The organism is Streptomyces lacaronensis, from assembly GCF_047337785.1.
In the GTDB taxonomy this organism is placed as follows: domain Bacteria; phylum Actinomycetota; class Actinomycetes; order Streptomycetales; family Streptomycetaceae; genus Streptomyces; species Streptomyces lycopersici.
On record NZ_JBLHDK010000003.1, the window covers coordinates 3922192 to 3942946 of the forward strand.

17 protein-coding genes are annotated in these 20755 nt (G+C 72.0%); 3 read left to right on the forward strand and 14 right to left on the reverse strand.

Annotated features, from left to right (window positions below; genetic code table 11):
- Positions 1-44 precede the first annotated feature (44 nt).
- The 6 genes from trmD to proS form a co-directional block, all read right to left on the reverse strand.
- A complete protein-coding gene (gene trmD / locus ACMTAK_RS16465; protein WP_413806934.1) occupies positions 45-911 on the reverse strand; it encodes a tRNA (guanosine(37)-N1)-methyltransferase TrmD in 867 nt (288 codons plus the stop codon).
- The gene (gene rimM / locus ACMTAK_RS16470) at positions 908-1549 is read right to left on the reverse strand and encodes a ribosome maturation factor RimM (protein ID WP_413806935.1); all 642 of its coding nucleotides are present in this window, start codon (positions 1547-1549) and stop codon (positions 908-910) included. The genes trmD and rimM overlap by 4 nt, the downstream gene beginning before the upstream one ends.
- Positions 1550-1630: 81 nt before the next feature.
- Positions 1631-1870, reverse strand: coding sequence for an RNA-binding protein (locus ACMTAK_RS16475; RefSeq protein WP_020868149.1), 240 nt, complete (start codon positions 1868-1870; stop codon positions 1631-1633).
- Positions 1871-1872: 2 nt separating this feature from the next.
- Positions 1873-2316 (reverse strand): 30S ribosomal protein S16, encoded by a 444-nt coding sequence (gene rpsP / locus ACMTAK_RS16480; RefSeq protein WP_037948612.1) that lies wholly within the window; start codon positions 2314-2316, stop codon positions 1873-1875.
- A gap of 155 nt (positions 2317-2471) precedes the next feature.
- Positions 2472-3065, reverse strand: coding sequence for a hypothetical protein (locus ACMTAK_RS16485; protein WP_020868151.1), 594 nt, complete (start codon positions 3063-3065; stop codon positions 2472-2474).
- A 193-nt stretch (positions 3066-3258) separates the two neighbouring features.
- Positions 3259-4674: a proline--tRNA ligase gene (gene proS, locus ACMTAK_RS16490; RefSeq protein ID WP_413806936.1), complete on the reverse strand. Its 1416-nt coding sequence runs from the start codon at positions 4672-4674 to the stop codon at positions 3259-3261.
- 430 nt (positions 4675-5104) lie between these two features.
- Here proS and ACMTAK_RS16495 point away from each other — a divergent pair, with 430 nt between their 5' ends.
- Together ACMTAK_RS16495 and ACMTAK_RS16500 are read left to right on the forward strand one after the other, a co-directional pair.
- The gene (locus tag ACMTAK_RS16495; protein ID WP_413812772.1) at positions 5105-6544 is read left to right on the forward strand and encodes an NF041680 family putative transposase; all 1440 of its coding nucleotides are present in this window, start codon (positions 5105-5107) and stop codon (positions 6542-6544) included.
- A gap of 48 nt (positions 6545-6592) precedes the next feature.
- On the forward strand, positions 6593-7495 hold the full coding sequence (locus tag ACMTAK_RS16500; protein ID WP_413806937.1) for a methyltransferase domain-containing protein: 903 nt from the start codon (positions 6593-6595) through the stop codon (positions 7493-7495).
- Positions 7496-7580: 85 nt separating this feature from the next.
- Here the strand turns inward: ACMTAK_RS16500 and ffh are convergent, their stop codons facing one another.
- From ffh to nsdA, 5 genes are all read right to left on the reverse strand, one after another.
- On the reverse strand, positions 7581-9131 hold the full coding sequence (gene ffh, locus ACMTAK_RS16505; protein ID WP_413806938.1) for a signal recognition particle protein: 1551 nt from the start codon (positions 9129-9131) through the stop codon (positions 7581-7583).
- A 314-nt stretch (positions 9132-9445) separates the two neighbouring features.
- Positions 9446-12031: a [protein-PII] uridylyltransferase gene (locus ACMTAK_RS16510; protein ID WP_413806939.1), complete on the reverse strand. Its 2586-nt coding sequence runs from the start codon at positions 12029-12031 to the stop codon at positions 9446-9448.
- Between the two features lie 40 nt (positions 12032-12071).
- Complete coding sequence (locus ACMTAK_RS16515) at positions 12072-12410, reverse strand: P-II family nitrogen regulator (protein WP_413806940.1); 339 nt, start codon at positions 12408-12410, stop codon at positions 12072-12074.
- Positions 12407-13699 (reverse strand): ammonium transporter, encoded by a 1293-nt coding sequence (locus ACMTAK_RS16520; protein ID WP_413806941.1) that lies wholly within the window; start codon positions 13697-13699, stop codon positions 12407-12409. Before ACMTAK_RS16520 ends, ACMTAK_RS16515 begins: the two co-directional genes overlap by 4 nt.
- Before the next feature lie 207 nt (positions 13700-13906).
- Positions 13907-15421 carry a transcriptional repressor NsdA gene (gene nsdA / locus ACMTAK_RS16525; protein ID WP_413806942.1) on the reverse strand — a complete coding sequence of 505 codons (1515 nt, stop codon included), beginning with the start codon at positions 15419-15421 and terminating at the stop codon, positions 13907-13909.
- A gap of 450 nt (positions 15422-15871) precedes the next feature.
- Here nsdA and ACMTAK_RS16530 point away from each other — a divergent pair, with 450 nt between their 5' ends.
- Positions 15872-16543 (forward strand): bifunctional DNA primase/polymerase, encoded by a 672-nt coding sequence (locus tag ACMTAK_RS16530; RefSeq protein ID WP_413806943.1) that lies wholly within the window; start codon positions 15872-15874, stop codon positions 16541-16543.
- Positions 16544-16636: 93 nt separating this feature from the next.
- Here ACMTAK_RS16530 and ftsY read toward each other — a convergent pair whose 3' ends face one another.
- From ftsY to ACMTAK_RS16545, 3 genes are all read right to left on the reverse strand, one after another.
- Positions 16637-17854 (reverse strand): signal recognition particle-docking protein FtsY, encoded by a 1218-nt coding sequence (gene ftsY, locus ACMTAK_RS16535; protein WP_413806944.1) that lies wholly within the window; start codon positions 17852-17854, stop codon positions 16637-16639.
- A 35-nt stretch (positions 17855-17889) separates the two neighbouring features.
- Entirely contained in the window at positions 17890-18540 is a 651-nt protein-coding gene (locus ACMTAK_RS16540) for a response regulator (RefSeq protein ID WP_413103462.1), read from the reverse strand.
- Positions 18541-18621: 81 nt separating this feature from the next.
- Positions 18622-20754, reverse strand: a complete 2133-nt coding sequence (locus ACMTAK_RS16545) for a sensor histidine kinase (RefSeq protein WP_413806945.1) — start codon at positions 20752-20754, stop codon at positions 18622-18624.
- Position 20755: the final 1 nt, after the last annotated feature.

Sequence of the window (20755 nt, forward strand, 5' to 3'; positions counted from 1 at the left end):
GTCCCCCTGTGGCAGGGGCGCACACCCGGACGTACGGCAGCGGCCTATTCTTCCACGGTCCGGTCCGGCCGCCCAAATCGGGCCCCACGGGTCGCCCCACTGGTAGCCCCGCTGGACGTACCGCCCGTCCCGGGCAACTCCTCCCAGCCCAGTTCGGCCAGGAGTGCGCGGTCGTGCTTGTCGAGCGTCGCCGGGTCGCAGCGCTCGATCAGATCGGGGCGGTTCTCGCTGGTGCGGCGGAACGCCTCGTCCCGGCGCCAGCGGGCGATCCTGCCGTGGTGACCGCTGATCAGCACCTCGGGGATGGAGCGGCCGCGCCACTCGGGGGGCTTGGTGTAGACGGGCCCCTCCAGGAGGCCGGCCATCGCGCCGGGGGCGAAGGAGTCGTCGCGGTGCGACTCGGCGTTGCCCAGCACGCCGGGCAGCAGCCGGGCCACCGCCTCGGTGATCACCAGCACCGCGGCCTCGCCGCCGGCCAGGACGTAGTCGCCGATCGAGACCTCGTGGACCTCCAGCCGCTCGCCGTACTCCTCGATCACCCGGCGGTCGATGCCCTCGTAGCGGGCGGGCGCGAACACCAGCCAGGGGCGCTCGGCGAGCTCGACGGCGAGGGCCTGGGTGAACGGACGGCCGCTCGGGGTCGGCACGATCAGCGTGGGCTTGACCAGCCCCTCGGCCTCGCCCGACGCCATGATCGAGTCAAGCGCCTCGCCCCAGGGCTCGGGCTTCATCACCATGCCGGGGCCGCCGCCGTACGGGGTGTCGTCGACCGTGTTGTGCCGGTCGTGCGTCCAGGCGCGCAGATCGTGGACGCGCACGTCGAGCCGGCCGCGGGCGCGGGCCTTGCCGACCAGCGAGACGTTGAGCGGCTCCAGATACTCGGGGAAGATCGTGACGACGTCGAGCCTCATGACGACCCATCCTCACGGCCGCCCGCGGTGTCGCCCTTACGGTCCTTCTCGGTCGCACCGCTGTCGGCGGTGTCGCCCTTACGGTCGTTCTCGGGCTCCTCGTTACGGCTGCCCGCGATCTCCGCCTCGGCCTCGTCGAGCAGCCCCGGCGGCGGGTCGATCACGGCGCGCTGCGCCTCCAGATCGACCTCCGGAACCACCTCGGAGACGAACGGGATCAGCACCTCACCCCCGTCGGGGCGCTTCACGACCAGCAGATCCTGGTACGGCAGATGGGAGATCTCGGAGATCCGCCCGACCTCCGTGCCGTCCACGGTGACCACATCGAGGTCGATCAGCTGATGGTCGTAGAACTCCTCGGGGTCCTCGGGGAGTTCCTCCGGGTCGACCTCCGCGATCAGCAGGGTGTTGCGCAGCGCCTCCGCGGCGTCGCGGTCGCGTACGCCGTCGAAGCGCAGCAGCAGCCGGCCGCTGTGCACCCGGCCGGACTCGATGGTCAGCGGCCCGGCCGAGGCGGGCTCGGTGGCCAGCACGGCGCCGGGGCCGAGCCGCAGCTCCGGCTCGTCCGTCCGCACCTCGACGGTGACCTCGCCCTTGATGCCATGGGCACGGCCGATCCGCGCGACAACCAACTGCACGATGCGATGTCCCTTCACACACACGGGCCGGGGACGGCCCAAGGCCCTCCCCGGCCCGTGCCGGTGCTCTTCTTGATCGCCTCAGCGGACCTGATCGACGTCGACGAGGTCGACGCGGATCCCACGGCCGCCGATGGCGCCCACGACGGTGCGCAGGGCACGTGCGGTGCGGCCGTTGCGGCCGATCACCTTGCCGAGGTCATCGGGGTGCACCCGGACCTCCAGCACCCGCCCGCGCCGCAGGTTGCGCGAGGCCACCTGCACCTCGTCGGGGTTGTCGACGATGCCCTTCACCAGGTGCTCGAGGGCCTCCTCGAGCATCCTCAGGCCTCAGTCGACGCGGTGGACTCAGCGGACTCGGCCGCCTCGTCCGACTTCTTGTCGGCCTTCTTCGCCTTCGGGGTGATCGCCTCACCCTTCGGCTCGTCACCGGCGTCCTTGGCGGCCGCCTCGAACAGCGCGCGCTTGTCGGCCTTCGGCTCGGCGACCTTCATCGGAGCCGGGGCGGGCAGACCCTTGAACTTCTGCCAGTCGCCGGTGACCTTCAGGATGGCCAGCACCGGCTCGGTCGGCTGCGCGCCGACCTTCAGCCAGTGCTGCACACGCTCCGAGTCGACCTCGATGCGCGACGGGTTCTGCACCGGGTGGTACAGACCGATCTCCTCGATCGCCCGGCCGTCACGGCGGGTGCGGGAGTCGGCGACGACGATGCGGTAGTGGGGCGACCGGATCTTGCCCAGACGCTTCAGCTTGATCTTGACTGCCACGGAAGTGGTGTCTCCTGGTCTTGACGTGGTTGAGCACTGCGAAGTGCCGCGTGGGGTTGCGGTACCCGAGTGCCCGATGGACGCGTCAGTCGGAGGAGAGAGGGGTCCTGGTCGACTGTCGAGTACAGCAGACCATTCTGCCACACCGTGACAGGTCAGCCGACCGCGGCCACCGGCTCCGGAATGCGGAACGGCTTCCCGCATCCACCGCACATGATCGGCGCCTGGGCCAGCACCGATGGGACGACGCGGACATTGCGCCCGCAGTCGCACACCGCCTTGACCCGGACCCCGCCACCGGACGAGCCGTGGCGCGCGGCGGGCCCGCGGAAGGTGCGGGAGGTCTCGGCGGTGGTCGCGACGGTGTGCGCTTTGAGTGCGCGCTGAAGGCGTTCGATCGTCGTCCGGTACCGCTTTCTCGCCTCCGGGCTGAGGGTGACCAGCGAGAAGCCGCTGCTGGGGTGCGGCTCCTCGGGATGGTCCAGCCCCAGATCCTCGGCGATCGCCAGGAACCGGCGGTTGTGGTAGCGGCCGGCGCGTGAGGTGTCACGGACACCGCGGGCAGCGGCGATCCCATGCACTGCCTCATGCAGCAGCCGTTCGAAGGAGAGCTCGGCGCCACATGCGGACGACGATTCTCCGATCAGCGATTCGGGCGCGGCTAGATCCGGCAGCTCGGGGTGGTGCCGTTGAATGTCGGCCCACGCCTGCGCCAGCTCTGCGGCGAGAACAGGTGGTGTCGTGCTCACGTCGTGCTAACGAGCGGGACCGGTCCGGTGTTCCGATTCCGGGGCATCCCAAATAATTTGCACGTACCAGTCAGTTCACGGTGATGTACGACGACGAGGGGCGGGTGCGTAAATGTATGGATGAGCCACGCACCGCGTACCAAGCCGGTACGTACCGGTTCAGTAGGCCCTCGCGACGTCAGTTCCCGCGACGTCAGTAGGCCCTCGCGACGAACGCGACGTTACCGGGAGCGTCGTCGGCGTCCGGCACCGCCCCGTCCTCGGTGACCAGACACCGGACGGACACGGACCGCTCGGCGAGCGCCGCCTCGCCCTCCGGCCCCAGGTCCGCCCATCGGATGCGGGCCCAGCCGCCCGCGGCCGCGGCCTCGGCGGCCTCCTCCATGGTCGTCACGTCCGTGGTGCGCGCCTTACGGCGCTCACGGGCCTGCCGCAGCAGCAGCGCCTGGTCCTCCTCCAGGACCTTGGGCAGCAGCTCCGGCAGCAGCTCGGCGCGGACCGGCTCCTTGCCGCCGGGGATCCGCCTGACCACCATCGCGGTGCCGCCCTCCAGGTCGCGCGGGCCGACCTCGACCCGGACCGGCACGCCCTTGAGCTCCCAGTCGACCGCGCGCCGCCCGAAGGGGGTGTCCGTACGGTCGTCGACATGGACCCGCACGCCCGCCGCGGCGAGCAGCTCGCCGATCTCGCGGACCTTGGCGAGCACCGCGTCGTCGCCCTTGATCGCCAGCACCACGACCTGGATCGGGGCCAGCCTCGGCGGGATACGCAGGCCGTTGTCGTCACCGTGCATCATCACCAGCGCCCCGACCATCCGGGTCGTGCTGCCCCAGGAGGTCTGCCAGACCAGCTCCTGCTCGCCGTCCTTGGACAGATAGCTGGTGTGGAAGGCCCGGGCGAAGTTCTGGCCGAGCTCATGGCTGGTGCCCAGCTGGAGCGCCTTGCCGTCGCCCATCATCCCTTCGAGGGTGAGGGTGTTGAGGGCACCGGCGAACCGCTCCCTGGCGGTCTTGCGGCCCAGGACCACGTCCATCGCCAGGACGTCCTCCATGAACCGGGCGTAGACCTCGCGGTGGATCCGGGCGGCGAAGGCCCGGGCGTCCTCGTACGACGCGTGCGCGGTGTGGCCCTCCTGCCACAGGAACTCGGTCGTCCGCAGGAACAGCCGCGGCCGCAGCTCCCAACGCACCACATTGGCCCACTGGTTGATCAGCAGCGGCAGATCGCGGTAGCTCTGCACCCACTTGGAGAAGTACTCGTTGACGATCGTCTCGGAGGTGGGCCGGACGACGACCGGCTCCTCGAGCTCCTTACCGCCGCCATGGGTGACGACCGCGAGCTCCGGCGCGAACCCCTCGACGTGATCGGCCTCCTTGGCCAGATACGACTGCGGGATGAAGAGCGGGAAGTACGCGTTCTGGACGCCGACCGCCTTGATGCGGGCGTCCATGTCCTGCTGCATCCGCTCCCACAGCCCGTACCCGTACGGTCGGATCACCATGGTGCCGCGCACCGGGCCGTTGTCGGCCAGTTCGGCCTTGTTGATCACGTCCTGGTACCAGCGGGGGAAGTCCTCCGCCTGGGGGGTGAGCACGGGAGCCTTAGCCATGGCGCCGATCGTACGGCCCGGGGGTACCGAACCGTGAATCGGACCAAAACGAGCCGATCAGTGCTGGCCACCGCCCGCGCCGCGCCCACGGCCGTCCGGCGGCCCGGCGGAGGTCGGGGGGGCGGCTCGGGGAGCGAGACGTACGCACAGGTGTACGGGGGCGCACAAAGGGGGCACGCAAGCACGGCCGTGAAACCTCTGGACGCGGGGACGGATGCGGAGTTCCCTGGCATTTGGGGGTGGGACGTCACAACGCACCACGGGGGAAGCGCACCACGGGGGATGTGACACCGAATCTGACCTTGATCCTTAACCTCGGGCCCGATTCGTGTGGTCACTCTTTGGAGTGATTGCAGGGTATGAGGGCGGCCTTCCTCATGATCCTGAACTCTGCGATGAGATGCGGGAGTTCACAAGGAAGGCCGTAATGATGAGTGTGCTGGTGCCAGCCGGCGGGCGGGATGCGTTCGCGGAACTGTCACGCTTTCGGACGGTCTTCTACGGGTGTCTGTCCAGGCGGGCGGACGCATTCTTCGAACTGGCCGACGCGCTGCTGTGCGCGGACGGCCCGACGCGGACACCGGTCGAGCTCTCCCTGCTCGCCGAGCACCGCCGGGGCTACGGCTCGCTGTACGGTGCGTTGAACCACGGCCGCCTGGACGTGGACCGGCTGCGGGATCTCCTGGCGTCAGTGCCACTGCCGCGTTTCGGCGGGCGGATCGTGCTCGCCGTGGATGTCTCCCCGTGGCTGCGCTCGGACGCCGCGTGCTCGCCGGAGCGGCTGTTCTGCCACGTCCATGGCCGTTCCAAGGCGGACGCGCAGATCATTCCGGGCTGGCCGTACTCCTTCGTCGCCGCGCTGACACCGGACCGCACCTCGTGGACCGCGGTGCTGGACGCGGTCCGCCTCGGGCCCGCCGACGACGCGGCGGCCGTCACGGCCGACCAGCTCCGGCAGGTGGCCGAGCGGCTGATCGCGGCCGGGCAGTGGCGACCCGGAGACCGGGACATGCTGATCGTGATGGACGCCGGCTACGACGTGATGCGCCTGGCCTGGCTGCTGCGGGACCTGCCCCTCGAACTGGTGGGGCGCCTGCGTTCGGACCGTGCCCTGCGGCTTCCGGCCCCACCCCGCGTCTACCGGCCCAAGGGTGGTCGGCCGCCCAAGCACGGCAAGGAGTTCAGTCTCGCGAGGCCGCAGACCTGGACAGAGCCGTCGGTGGTGACGGTCAACGACACGCCTCGCTACGGCAAGGCAGAGGCCCGTGCATGGGACCGGCTCCACCCGGAACTCCAGCAGCGTTCCGCCTGGATCGACCACGACGGCGAACTCCCCATCATCGAGGGCACGTTGATCCGCCTCAAGGTGGATCATTTGCCCGGCGACCGCGACGCGCCACCGGTCTGGCTGTGGTCCTCGGCCACCGGCGTCGACCCGGCCGATGTCGACTTCGTCTGGTCCTGCTACCTGCGAAGATTCGACTTGGAACACACGTTTCGCCTATTCAAACAGTCCCTGGGCTGGACCCGGCCGCGGCTACGTGAACCGCAGGCGGCAGACCACTGGACCTGGCTGGTGATCACTGCGCACACGCAGCTCCGCCTCGCCGCCCCGCTCGCCATCGACCAGCGCAAGCCCTGGGAGAAGACCACCCGCCCCGGCGTCGCTCTCACCCCGACCCGCGTCCGACGCGGGTTCCGACACCTCCGACCCAACTTGCCATGCCCGGCCCGCGTGCCCAAACGCAGCCATCCCGGCCCCGGACGCCCGCCCGGCTCCAAGAACCGGCACCCCGCCATCCGTCGTGACGTGGGCAAAACCGTCAAACGCCCGAGCACCCTCTACGAACGAGACCAAGCCAGACGTTAAGGATCAAGCTGACGACGGCACAGCTCTTCGCTGATTGGGGCCCTTTCGATGACATCTACGCTCGTACGGCGGCACCGCCCGCGCCCCTCCTCGTCGTGGACGACGGACGCGCACGCTCGCACCCGGGACTGGGCGGAGATCCAGGAGCGGATGCTGGTCCCGCTGTACGAGGCCGTGTACGGACGGCTGGACGTCGGCGCCGGAACGCGTCTGCTGGGCCTGGGCTGCGGCTCCGGGCTCGCCCTCCTCATCGCGGCCGCGCGCGGCGCCGCGGTGTGCGGGGTGGACACGGACGAGCGGCGCCTGGACCTCGCGCGGGAGCGGCTGACCGCCGCGGGCGCGCCGGGCGACCGGGCGCGGCCCGCCCGGCTGGGCCTCGGCGGCCCGGAGAGCCCCTGCGTGCGGGAGGCGGCCGCAGACGCGGACTTCACGGTGGTGACCGCCTTCGAGCCGCTGTGCGCTCTGAGCGCGGGAAGCCCCGGTGCGACGGTGTCCGCCGCCGCGTCCACGCTCGCGGCCGCCGCGGCCGGCACCGAGCGCGGCGGGGCCGTGGTGCTCGCCGGATGGGGCCCGCCGGAGCGCTGCGCCACCTCCGGGGTGCTGTGGGTGGGCGCCCGGCTCGCCGACCCCATGGGTGCCCCCGGCCACCGCCGCGAGGTGCCCCCTCCCGAGCGCTGGCAGCTGTGCGGCCGGGACGACCTGGAGGAGATGGCCGCGCGGGCGGGCCTGCGGCCCGACGGCTCGGGCCGGGTGGCCTGCCCGTTCGGGTACGCCGACATGGACAGCGCGGTGCGCGGACTGCTGTCGACCGGGCTGTTCGACGCGGCGGAACGGGCCACGGATCCGACGCAGGTCCGTAAGGAGATCACCGAGGCGCTGCATCCGCATCAGCGGGCGGACGGCACGGTGTGGATGCCGAACGTCTTCCGCTATCTGATCTGCCGCGTCTGAACGGGCCATCACGTAAGGCCCCTGACGGTGTGCGCAGGGGCCTTACGGTGCGTTCGTTCGTACGGGGCTCGGGAGCCGGGGCGGCTCAGCCCATGAACTTCTTGAACTCGTCGGGGAGTTCGAAGTCCTGACCGCCCTGGTCGCCGTTGGGCAGCCCGAACGCGCCGCCCTGCTCGCGGCGCGCCGCGGCGGCCTGCTCCTCGGCCTTGCGCTTCATGGGGTTGCCCGAGCGCTGCTTGCCCTTGGCCTTCTTCTGCTGCTTGCCCTTGCGCTTGTTGCCGCCACCCATGCCCGGCATGCCCGGCATCCCGGGCATCCCCGGCATGCCTCCCCCCTGGGCCATCTTCGACATCATCTTGCGCGCGTCGAAGAACCGCTCCACCAGGTTCTTGACCGCGCTCACCTCGACGCCGGAACCGCGGGCGATACGGGCGCGGCGCGAGCCGTTGATGATCGTGGGGTCCTGGCGCTCGCCAGGGGTCATCGACTTGATGATGGCGGCGGTGCGGTCCACATCCCGCTCGTCCAGGTTGTTGATCTGGTCCTTCATCTGGCCCATGCCCGGCAGCATGCCGAGCAGCTTGGAGATGGAGCCCATCTTGCGGACCTGCTCCATCTGCGCCAGGAAGTCGTCGAGCGTGAACTCCTTGGGGCCCTTCGCCAGCTTGGCCGCCATCTTCTCGGCCTCTTGCTGGCTGAAGGTCTGCTCGGCCTTCTCGATCAGGCTGAGCATGTCGCCCATGCCGAGGATGCGGGACGCCATGCGGTCCGGGTGGAACGCGTCGAAGTCGTCCAGCTTCTCGCCGTTGGAGGCGAACATGATCTGGCGGCCGGTGACATGCGCGATGGACAGCGCGGCACCGCCGCGCGCGTCGCCGTCCAGCTTGGAGAGCACCACACCGTCGAAGCCGACGCCGTCGCGGAACGCCTCCGCGGTGTTCACCGCGTCCTGGCCGATCATCGCGTCGACGACGAAGAGAACCTCGTCCGGGCGGACCGCGTCGCGGATGTCGGCGGCCTGCCGCATCAGCTCCTCGTCGATACCGAGGCGGCCCGCGGTGTCGACGATCACGACGTCATGCTGCTTGGTGCGGGCGAACTCGATCGAATCCTGTGCCACCTTGACCGGGTCGCCGACGCCGTTGCCCGGTTCGGGGGCGAAGACGGCCACTCCGGCCCGCTCCGCGACCACCGAGAGCTGGTTGACCGCGTTGGGGCGCTGGAGGTCACAGGCGACGAGCAGCGGGGTGTGGCCCTGGGCGTTCAGCCAGCGGCCGAGCTTTCCGGCGAGCGTGGTCTTACCAGCGCCCTGCAGACCCGCAAGCATGATCACGGTCGGCGGCTGCTTGGCGAAGCGGAGGCGCCGGGCGTCGCCACCGAGGATGCCGATGAGCTCCTCGTTGACGATCTTGATGACCTGCTGGGCGGGGTTGAGCGCCTGGGAGACCTCCGCGCCGAGGCTGCGCTCCTTGACCTGCTTGATGAACGCCCGGACGACGGGCAGCGCCACGTCGGCTTCGAGCAGGGCGATCCGGATCTCGCGTGCCGTGGCGTCGATGTCCGCCTCGCTGAGGCGTCCCTTGCCCCGGAGGTTCTTGAAAGTCGCTGCGAGGCGATCGGAGAGGGTATCGAACACGGTGGTCGCGAATCCTTCGGTCGGATGTCGGGTCGGTGGTCGGCCTCCAAGGGTATCCGCCCGCCGCGTGAACGGTCTGCCCCCGGGTTTGCGACGCGGCTGTTGTTCCGGGGCCTCCGCCCCCGTGCCCCCGCCGGGGCTCCGCCCCGGACCCCGCTCCTCAAGCGCCGGAGGGGCTGGGAAGTGGGGCGATCCGCCCCCTCCGGCGCCGGTGGCCTGAGCGAGGCTCAGCCCCTCCCGGCCCGCTCCTCAAGCGCCGGAGGGGCTGAACACGGGCCCCGCTCCCCAAGCTCCGGTCGAGCTGAATCGTGCTCTCAAGCATCAGGTGGGCTGGTCAGCGCCCGCTCGACTTCCTGGGCCACCTCGGCCGCGTGCATGGGCTTCAGCGGGGCACCGGAGTCGTCTGTGACATAGAACGCGTCCACCGCGTTGGCGCCGAGGGTGGAGACGTGGGCGCTGCGGACCGCGACGCCGGCGTGTTCCAGGGCGCGGCCGATGCGGTGCAGCAGGCCGGGGGCGTCCTGGGCGCGGACCTCGATCACGGTGGCGAGCTGGGAGCTGCCGGGGGCGACCGTGACCCGGGGTGGTGGGGCGTGCACCCCGCGGCGGCGGGGGTACTTGCGGTAGGCGGCCTCGCGCTCGGCGAGGCGGGCGACGATGTCGAGCGAGCCGTCCAAGGCGCGGAGCAGGTCGTTCCGGAGCCGGGCGGCCTGGGGCAGCGAGCCGTACTCGGCCGCCACCCGCCAGCTCAGCAGCAGCACCCCGCCCGCTGCGCCCGTCGCGTCCAGCTCCGACGGCAGCTCGACGGTGCGCAGGTCCGCCGCGCGCACCGTAAGGCGGTGCAGGGCCAGGACGCCGGCCGCCGTGGCGAGGACGCCGGACTGGTCGGGGACGGCGATGAGGAGTTCCACGCCGATCGGCTCGGGGCCGGTGGGCCCCTCCTCCGGCGGCCCTTCGGTGACCTCCGTGGTGACCTCCGTAAGGAGGCCCGTTTCGCCCGGCGGCAGCGCCTCGGAGCGTGCGTGCAGGGCCAGCACCGGGCCGCCGGTGCGCCATGCCTCGACCGCGAGGCGTTCCTGCTCGGCCGTGGTGTGCTGCGGGGTGGACCAGTCGTCCGCGGGTTCGCCGGCGAGCACCGCCGAGACCCGTTTGACCAAGTCGGCCACGAGGGAGCCGCGCCAGGCGCTCCAGGCCGCGGGGCCGGTGGCGAGGGCGTCGGCCTCCGTGAGGGCGTGCAGCAGTTCCAGGGTGGTGGCGCTGCCGACGGCCTCGGCGACCGAGCGCACCGTGGCCGGGTCGTCCAGGTCGCGGCGGGTGGCGGTCTCGACGAGCAGCAGATGGTGGCGTACGAGGGTGGCGAGGACCGCGACGTCCGTGCGGTCGAAGCCGATACGGGCGGCGACGTCGCGGGCGATGGTCTCCCCGGCCACCGAGTGGTCGCCGGGCCAGCCCTTGCCGATGTCGTGCAGCAGCGCGGCGATCAGCAGCAGATCGGGGCGGCCGACCCGGCGGCTGAGGGCGCTGGCCCGGACCGCGGTCTCGACCAGGTGCCGGTCCACGGTCCAGCGGTGGACGGGGTTGCGCTGCGGACGGCAGCGCACCCGCTCCCAGTCCGGCAGCAGCCGGGTGATCAGTCCCTCGGCTTCCAGGGCCTCCCACACTCCGACAGTGGACTCGCCCGCGCCCAGCAGCGTGATCAGCTGCTCCCTGGCCTCGGGCGGCCACGGCACGGGCAGCGGCCGGGCGGCGGCGGTCAGCCGCCGTACGGCGTGCGGGGACAGCGGTAGTCCGGCCTGGGCGGCGGCCGCGGCGGCCCGCAGGGGGAGCACGGGGTCGCGGTCGGGGCGCGCGGCGCGGGCCAGCACCACCTCGCCGTCCTGCTCCACCACGCCCTCGGCGAGCGGGCTGCGCTCCCCCGCGTCCGCGCCGCTTCCGGCGCCCCCGCGCCCGCCGCGGGCGCCGAGGAGGGCGCGCAGCCGGGGCCGGGCGGCCGAGCGGGCACGCAGCACCCGTTCGACCTCGCGCCAGGTGACATCGGAGGCGTAGGAGATGATCCGGGCGGATTCGTAGATCTGACGCAGCAGGGCGTCGGCGTCCAGCAGCCCGAGGGCGCCCGCGACCTGGTCCTGCTCCTGGAGCGCGAGGCGGTCGGTGGCGCGGCCGGTGGACAGATGGAGCGCGTCGCGGGCGTCCAGCAGCCGCCGCCGCGCGTCGTCGAGGCCTTCGCGCGGGGCGTCGGCGAGCCAGGAGGCGGCGATGGCGCGCAGCGCGGTGGCGTCGCGGAGCCCGCCGCGGGCCTCCTTCAGATCGGGTTCGAGCAGGAACTGCAGCTCTCCGTGGCGCTCGGCGCGCTCCTGGCACAGCGCGTGGAGCTCGGGCAGCCGCCGCGGGGCCTGGGCGCGCCAGTCGGAGAGGACGGTGGTGCGCAGATCGGCGGTGAGCGCGGCGTCGCCCGCGATGTGGCGGGCGTCGAGCAGGCCGAGCTGGACCTTCAGATCCTCAGCCGCGGTTCCGCGGGCCTCGTCGGGGGTGCGCACGGAGTGGTCGAGGGCGAGGCCCATGTCCCAGACGGGGTACCAGATGTGGTCGGCGAGCGCGGCGAGGGCCGAACGGTCGGCGGAGCCGTCGTGCAGCAGCAGCACATCGAGGTCGCTGCGCGGGGAGAGTTCGCCGCGTCCGTAGCCGCCGACGGCCACCAGGGCGACGCCCCGGTCGATCCCGGCGGTCTCCGCGCCGCCGGTGAGCAGGGCGGCCAGCCACTGGTCGGTGAGGTCGGCCAGGGCGGTGCGGCGCGGTGGCCCGGACCGCGCCCCCTCCTGGAGGAGTCGCAGCCGCGCCGCCGCGTAGCCGCCGGGCCCCGAGTCGGTGGTGTGGGTCGTGGTCTCGAGGCTGTCCGTCAACTCGGCTCCCTGTCCGCGTGCCACTGGTGGTCCGGAGGGGTCAGAGGGCGTCCGGGCCGCGCTCCCCGGTGCGGACGCGGACCGCGGTCTCCACGGGGACGCTCCAGACCTTGCCGTCCCCGATCTTTCCGGTGCGGGCGGCCTTGACCACGATGTCGACGAGGTCATCGGCGTCCTCGTCCTCGACCAGGACCTCTATGCGCACCTTGGGCACCAGGTCGACGGTGTACTCCGCGCCCCGGTAGACCTCGGTGTGGCCGCGCTGGCGGCCGTAGCCGCTGGCCTCGGTGACGGTCAGACCCTGGACGCCGAACGCCTGCAGCGCTTCCTTGATCTCGTCGAGCCGGTGCGGCTTCACTACTGCGGTGATGAGCTTCACGCGTCCACCTTCTTGTTGTGCGTCTTCTGCGGCGCGGACGCGCCGGCCTGGCCCGCGTCGGGCACCGTACTACGCGGGGATCCGCCGACCGCGCTGAAGTCGTAGGCGGTCTCTGCGTGGAACGCCTGGTCGACGCCGCCGAGTTCGTCGTCCTCATTGGCCCGGAAGCCGATGGTGACGTGGATGATCTTGGCCAGGATCCAGGAGACGGCGAAGGAGTAGAGCAGCACCGTGAAGGCGCCGAGTGCCTGCTTGCCCAGCTGGGTCACGCCGCCGACGCCGTCGGTGGCCAGGACGCCGACCAGGAGGGTGCCGATGAGACCGCCGACCAGGTGCACTCCGACCACGTCGAGCGAGTCGTCGTAGCCCAGCTTGTACTTGAGGCTGACGGCCCAGGAGCAGACGACTCCGGCCACCAGGCCGATGACGATGGCGCCCCAGGCGTTGACCGCCGCGCCGGAGGGGGTGATGGCGACCAGGCCCGCGACCGCGCCGGAGGCGGCGCCCAGAGTGGTGAACGCGCCGTGCCGGATCCGCTCGTAGGCGAGCCAGCCGAGCATGGCGACGCCGGTGGCGATCTGGGTGTTGAAGGCCATGTTGGCGGCGGTTCCGTTGGCGGCGAGGGCGGAACCGGCGTTGAAGCCGAACCAGCCGAACCACAGCAGACCGGAGCCGAGCATCACCAGCGGCAGGTTGTGCGGGCGCATCGGGTCCTTCTTGAAGCCGATGCGCTTGCCGAGCACCAGGGCCACGGCGAGGCCCGCGGCGCCCGCGTTGATGTGGACCGCCGTGCCGCCCGCGAAGTCGATGACCTCCTTCTTGAACAGCCAGCCGTCGGCCTGCCAGACCCAGTGCGCGACCGGGAAGTAGACGACCGTGGACCACACGGTGATGAAGAGCGTCCAGGCGCCGAACTTGACGCGGTCGGCGACGGCTCCGCTGATCAGCGCGGGGGTGATCACCGCGAACATCAGCTGGAAGAGCGCGAAGGCCAGGACCGGGACCGCGTCCGGCTTCTCGCCCCACAGCGAGGTCGGGTCGATGCCCTTGAACCCGATGTGGTCGAGATTGCCCAGCAGCCCGCCGCCGACGTCATCGCCGAAGGTGAGCGAGTAGCCGAACAGCACCCACAGCAGCGAGACGACGCCGAGCGAGATGAAGGACATCATCAGCATGTTCAGGGCGCTCTTCACCCGCACCATGCCGCCGTAGAAGAAGGCCAGGCCGGGGGTCATCAGCATCACTAGCGCGGCGCTGATCAAGACGAACGCTGTATTTGCGCCATTCAATGTGGACGTCTCCTCGAAGCGACGGCCCGTGCGGGCAGGACATCGGTGGGCCGGTATTCGCCTTGAGGTTGGCGCAGCGCCGTTTCAGCCAATGCCGCCCGATGTTTCACCGCAGTGACGAAGGACGCGCGAGTGTTACGTGGCGGTGAACCGCGGTGGGCGTGCCGGAGCCCTCCGTTACGGTGTCGCGATCACCGCCGGGGCCGCTCAGACGGCCTGGCCGGGACCCGTCGTCTCGGGGGTGTCGGGCATCAGGGTGGCCAGTCGCTCACTGAGATCGGTGATCTCCGGCACGTCGCCGAACTGGCGCACCGCCGTGTCCACGGTCTTGCGCAGCCGGTTGTTGACCCGCTCCGAGCGCACCCGCTTGGCGAGCGGCAGCGCCTCCCGGGCGACGGCCGCGGCCTGCTCGGGTTGCTTCTGCAGGAGGTGGACGGTGGCCATGCCGATCAGGTTGAGCGCATACGAACGCTGGGGGCCGGACTCCTTCTCGGTCTCCTGGCCGAAGAGCTGCACGGCCTTGCGCATCACCGGGTCGGCCATCTTGGCGTAGGTGGGGCTGCGGCCGGCCACATAGGCGAGATCGCGGTAGGAGTGGGCGTTCTCCGCGTTGAGCTCGGCCTCGGAGAAGAAGCGGATCCAGTCCGGGTCGCCGTCGCCCCCGGCGCAATCGGCGAAGGTGTCCTCGGCCATCTTCACCGCGCGGTGGCACTTGCTGGGCTGGCCCATATTGGCGTAGGCGCGGGCCTCCATCGCATACAGCATGGCCTGGGTGCGCGGCGTGGCGTTCTCCCGGCTGCCGTACTGCGCGAGGTGGATCAGCTCCAGCGCGTCGTCGGGCCGCCCGACGTGGATCATCTGGCGGCTCATGCTGGAGAGGACGTACGAGCCGAGGGGGCGGTCGCCGGACTCCTTGGCGGCGTGGAGGGCGAGCACGAAGTACTTCTGCGCGGTGGGCTGGAGTCCGATGTCATAGCTCATCCACCCGGCCAGCTGGGCGAGCTCGCCCGCGACCTTGAACAGCCGCCGGGAGACGGCGTCCGGATGCGGCTCCTGGAGCAGGTCGGTGACCTCGTGCAGCTGGCCGACCACCGCCTTGCGGCGCAGCCCGCCCCCGCACTGGGCGTCCCAGGCGCGGAACATCACGATGGTGGACTCCAGCAGCTCCAGCTCGGGCTCGGAGAGCCGCGAGATCCGTCGCGCGCGCCCGCCGTCGGCCGCCCTGGCGCCGCCGGACTGTCCGCTCGTCGAGGGCACCAGCCAGCGCTGCATGGGCTCGATGAGGGCGGGGCCCGCGGACAGCGAGAGCGAGGTGCCGAGGAAGCCGCGGCGGGCCAGCATCAGATCGCTGCGGGAGAACTCGCCGATCAGCGCGACGGTTTCGGGCCCGGCCCAGGGCAGGTCCACTCCGGACACGGACGGTGACCGGTGGACGGCGCGCAGCCCGAGGTCCTCGATGCCGACCACACAGCCGAAGCGCTCGGAGAACAGCTCGGAGAGGATCTGCGGAATCGGCTCGCGGGGCTGCTCGCCGTCCAGCCAGCGGCGCACCCGCGAGGTGTCCGTGCTGATGTGATGGGCACCTAACTGCCGCGCTCTGCGGTTGACTTGGCGCGCCAGCTCCCCCTTCGACCAGCCGCTGCGCACGAACCACGACCCCAATTGCGCATTGGGGCGCTTCCCAGCACCGCCGCCGCCGTCGTCCACCCGGAACGCCCCCATCCCACGAATTTTCCCGGACCGCCACCAGAATGCCTTCTGTCACGGTCAGTTGTCCCCGGGATGCGGCGCATCAACCGTCCGGAGAGGGAACCGCCTCATGCCAGTGGCATGTACCGATCCGTACTCCGCCCGTCGTCAGCTCGCATTCGAGCGAGCGCCACTTCCAGGGACTGTGCACTGAAAGTAATCCTACGATCACGCCTCCGGCGAGGCGGTTCCCGAAAACGCCACCATTCGCCACCCCTTCGAATGAACCCGGTTGCCGTTTCCCACGATTCACTTGACACCGAGGCGACGGGAAGAGGTGAAGGGGTGCACGTGGGGGCGCGCGGGTCGCGTCTCACCACCTCCGTCACATCGGAGCGCACGGCGCCGCACCTCATCGGCGACGGAGCGTCATCGCGGCGCTCCGACTCGTAACCATCGAGAGCGGGACCCGTTGGAGGGGGCATGGGCTTCACGATCGGCGGCATCCGGGACATGCGGTCCGGCTCGCGGCGCCGCGGCCGTACGTCCGAGTCCACGACGGTGGCGGAGTACACCGGACTGTGGGGCTGGGACGTGGTGCCGGGCGCACGGGCGGCACGGGGCTCGGGGGGCGGCAGAAACGAATGTTCATGCGGTGACCGGGACTGTCACTCCCCCGGTGCGCATCCGCTCGCCTTCGCCCCCGGCGTCCCGGCGGGCGCCACCCTGGACGCCGCCGCGGCCGCGTGGGAGCGGGTCCCCGGGGCGGCCGTATTGCTGCCCGTGGGCCGCTCGTTCGACGTCCTGGAGGTCTCGGAGTACGCGGGCGGACACGCGCTGGTCCGGCTGGAGCGGATGGGGCTGCCCCTCGGCCCGGTGGCCGCCACCCCGCACGGGCGCGCCCAGTTCTTCGTCGCCCCCGGCGCCGCCGCCGAACTTCCCGAGCTGCTGTACCGCATGGGGTGGGACGACGCCGACCTCGATCTGCACTGCCTGGGCGCGGGCGACCACATCACCGCCCCGCCCTCGGACCTCGGCGGGCTCGGACCGGTCCGCTGGCTGCGCCCGCCGACCCTCGACACCGCGGGCCGCCCGCCGCACGCCCGGCTGGTGCTGGGGACTCTGGCCTATGTGAGCCATCGGGCCGGAGGCTGAAGGCGGCTCGCTCCTCGCGTGCGAACGCCGGACGGGCCGGGAGTTCCTCCCCGGCCCGTCCGGCGCGATACGGGTGATCCCCCACCACCGGCCTCAGCCGCCGATCAGCGCGTCGACGAACGCCTCCGGCTCGAACGGCGCGAGATCGTCCGCGCCCTCGCCCAGGCCCACCAGCTTGACCGGGACGTTCAGCTCACGCTGGACCGCCACCACGATGCCGCCCTTGGCGGTGCCGTCCAGCTTCGTCAGCACGATGCCGGTGATGTCCACCACCTCGGCGAACACCCGCGCCTGCACCAGGCCGTTCTGCCCGGTCGTGGCGTCCAGGACCAGCAGCACCTCGTCCACCGCGCCGTGCTTCTCCACGACCCGTTTGACCTTGCCCAGCTCGTCCATCAGACCGGTCTTGGTGTGCAGCCGCCCGGCGGTGTCGATCAGGACGACATCCGCGCTCTCGGCGATGCCCTCCTTCACCGCGTCGAAGGCCACCGACGCCGGATCGCCGGCCTCCGGTCCCCGGACCGTACGGGCACCGACCCGCTCGCCCCAGGTCTGCAGCTGATCGGCGGCCGCGGCGCGGAAGGTGTCGGCCGCGCCGAGCACGACCGACTTGCCGTCGGCCACGAGCACCCGGGCCAGCTTGCCGGTCGTGGTCGTCTTACCGGTGCCATTGACGCCGACGACCATGACGACACCGGGCTTCTCCTCACCGTTCGCGCCCACACCGCTCTCGGTGTGCACCGAACGGTCGGCCTCGGTGCCGATGAGGTGCAGCAGCTCCTCGCGCAGCAGACCGCGCAGCTCGTCGGGCGTACGGGTGCCGAGCACCTTCACGCGCTCCCGCAGCCGCTCGACCAGCTCCTGGGTCGGCGCCACACCGACGTCCGCGGTCAGCAGCGTGTCCTCGACCTCCTCCCAGGTCTCGTCGTCGAGGTGCTCCCGGGACAGCAGCGTCAGCAGCCCCTTGCCCAGAGTGTTCTGGGAGCGGGACAGCCGGGCGCGCAGCCGGACCAGCCGACCTGCGGTCGGCTCCGGGACCTCGATCGGCGGGGCCTCGGGCGCGGGTGCCTCCGCGGTCGCGGCCGGGGACTCGGCTCCCGGAAGATCCACCTCCTCGATGGTTCTGCGTGGTTCCTCACGCGGGGTTTCGGCCTCCTCACCGACGTGCGGTTCGGCGGGCGGCGCGGTGACGGTGGGGCTGCTCGGCGGGGGCGGGGGCAGCCGCTTCTTCTTGCGGCCGCTGATCACGAGCCCGCTGATCGCGGCGACCGCGACCACAGCGATGACTACGGCAAGGATGAGGTATTCCATAACGCCCCCCAGTATCAGCCACGAGGGGGAGCGAGTCATTCGCCTCCCAGTCCGGCCTGCCGGGCGCGCACAATCGCCTGGGCGCGGTCGCGCACCTGGAGCTTGGCGAAGATCGATCCGACGTGATTGCGCACCGTCTTGTCCGTCACCACCAGCCGCTGGGCGATCTGGCGATAGCCGAGCCCGGCCGCGAGCAGATCCAGCACCTCCAGCTCCCGGGCGGTCAGCGTCGGGAAGGCCTCCTTCGCGGACGCCGAACCCGACGCGCCGACCAGCGCCCCGAGCCGCTCGGCCATCCGCGGGCTGAAGACCGCGCCGCCGCGCGCCACGGTGTGCAGCGCCCGCAGGATCTCGTCCCGGCCCGCGCCCTTGAGCAGATAGCCGCGGGCCCCGGCGCGCAGGGCGGCCAGCAGACTGTCGTCGTCCTCCGACATCGTCATGACCAGCACCCGGACCTCGGGGTGATCACACAGGATCCGCCGGGTCGCCTCCAGCCCGGACCGGCCCGGCAGCGCGAGATCCATCATCACCAGATCCGGGCCGGTGCGCACGGCCTCGGCCATCGCCCCGTCCGCGCAGGCCGCCTGGCCGACGACGGTGAACGCGTCATCGAGATTGACGGCGGCGGCCAGACCCTCCCGAAAGAGGGGATGATCGTCCACCAGCAGCACTCTCCATTGCGACACGCTTCGCTCGCACCTTTCTCTTCGAGGCTCGGTTCTCCCCCAGCTACCGCTGGGAGGTGGCCCCGCCGGGGCGCAAAAGCCTTACGGCGCCCGGCTCATCGGTCTGTTCGTCTTGAGGAGGGCCCGGCAGGCCTCGTGCCCAGTCGGCTTCCGGTGCTCCTCCGGGTTGCCGTGTTCGCCCGGTCCGGCGAGGGGCAGCACCGCGTGGACCACCGTGCCGGTCGCCGCTCCGGTCACCGAACAGGAGCCGCCGATCTCCTCGGCCCGTTCGGTGACCGAGGCGAGGCCGACGCCGGGCACCGCGGTCTCGCGCAGGCCGCTGCCGTCGTCGGTGACCTTGACCTCGAGGGTGTCCGGGCCCGCGGTCAGCTCGACGCTCACCTGGCGCGCCCGGGCGTGCCGTACGGCGTTGGTCAGCGACTCAGCGGCGATCCGGTACGCGGCCGTCTCCACGCCCGGCGACAGCGGGGGCAGTGCGGCGGGGCGGCTGGCCACGCCGACCCGCAGGCCGCCGACGCCCAGCCGGTGCGCGAGGTCGCGGACCGCACCGGCCAGTCCACGCTCGGCCAGCGCGGCCGGGGCGAGGCCCGCGGTGATCCGGCGCACCTCGACCAGGGCCTCGGCGAGCGTCTCGGCGGCCTCGCACAGCTGCGGGGTGGCGGGGTGGCCGGGCGGGCAGGAGGTCTGGGCGATGTCCAGGCGCAGCCTTACGGCGGCCAGTTGGGGGCCGAGTCCGTCGTGGATCTCCCGGCGCAGCCGGCGGCGCTCCTGTTCGCGGGCGAGCACCAGGCACTCGCGGGCGGCCTGGGCCTCCTCGGCCAGGCGCAGCGCGGCAAGCGCGGGGGCGGCCTGGTCGGCGAGGACGGAGAGCAGTCCGCTGTCGCGTTCAGCGGGGGTGCCGGAGCCGTCGCGAGAGACCTCCAACCGGCCGACGGTACGGCCGTGGTGGCGCAGCAGGAACGTCTGGACCGGGCCGGTCAGCGGGGCCCCCGCGGAGGCCAGCCGCCGGGGCCCGGCGCGGGTGTCGACGCTGACGGCGGCACCCGAGACGCCGAGGTCCTCCACCGCGCTGCGGCAGATCTGCTGGGGCACCTCACCGGGGTGCGGGGCCTGTTGGAGCCGTGCGGCGAGGGCGCTCACGGCTTCGTGCGGGCGGGCCCGGGGCCCGTAGAAGACGCGCTCGACGCAGAGAGTGAGCTTGCGGGCGCTGGGCCGCAACCCCCAGCCCAGCACCAGGGCGCATCCGGCGGTGATGGTCGTGGCCCCGCTGCGTACGGAGGGGAGCCCGGCCTGGACGGCGACGACCGCGCAGACCACCACGGCGGCCAGGGAGGTGAGCACGAAGGCGCGGGCGAGGCGGTGGCTGGTGGAGCGGTCCAGCCGCCATATGCCGGTGCGGGCGACGCCGAGGCAGATCGCGGCGGCCCATACGGCGCTGCCGACCGTACGGGCCACGATGGTGGCCACGCCCTCGCCCCACTGGGACAACAGGAGCGAGACGCAGGCGGGGTAGGCGGCGGCCAGCAGCGCCCAGTCGCGCCGCTCGGCGCCGCGCGAGCCGGCGGCGCGGCAGCACAGGGCGGCGGTCACGGCCGCGGCGACGCTGCGCAGCACCCAGGGTTCGGCCTCGGCGTAGGCGTCGAGGTGGTCGAAGGCCCACTGGCCGCTCTCGGTGGAGAACGCCGGGTTGGCCACGGAGCCCACCCGGGGCTCACTGATCAGCCACAGCCCCGCGTACCCCAGCCAGTAGCCGGACGCGCCCAGGCTGATCACCCACCACTGCCACCGTCGGCGCCTGCCCCGGGGGAACAGCCACAGCGGCAGCAGCAGTACGGTCAGCGGGCGGCAGGCCATCTTGGCGGCGGCGAGCAGCAGGGACAGCACGGCGCCCGTGGTGCCCAGGTCGGCCAGGCCCAGCAGCCCGGCGGCGGCGGAGGGCAGCAGCCACAGACCGCCGGCCACCAGCAGGACGCCGCCGTAGCGCCGGGCCGAGCGCTCGGCGAGCAGCAGCACGCCGACGCCCAGCACCGGGACGCCCACGGCGACCCTGGTCAGCACGGTGGCGCCCCGGGGGTGGGGGTAGGCGAGCGCGAGCCACTCGTCGTTGACCCGCAGCAGCCCGGCCACCCATCCGGCCAGGACCACCACGATCAGTGCCGATACCCCGCCCGCGGCGCGCACGGCGCGGTCCTTCGGCAGTGCGGCCTGTCGCATC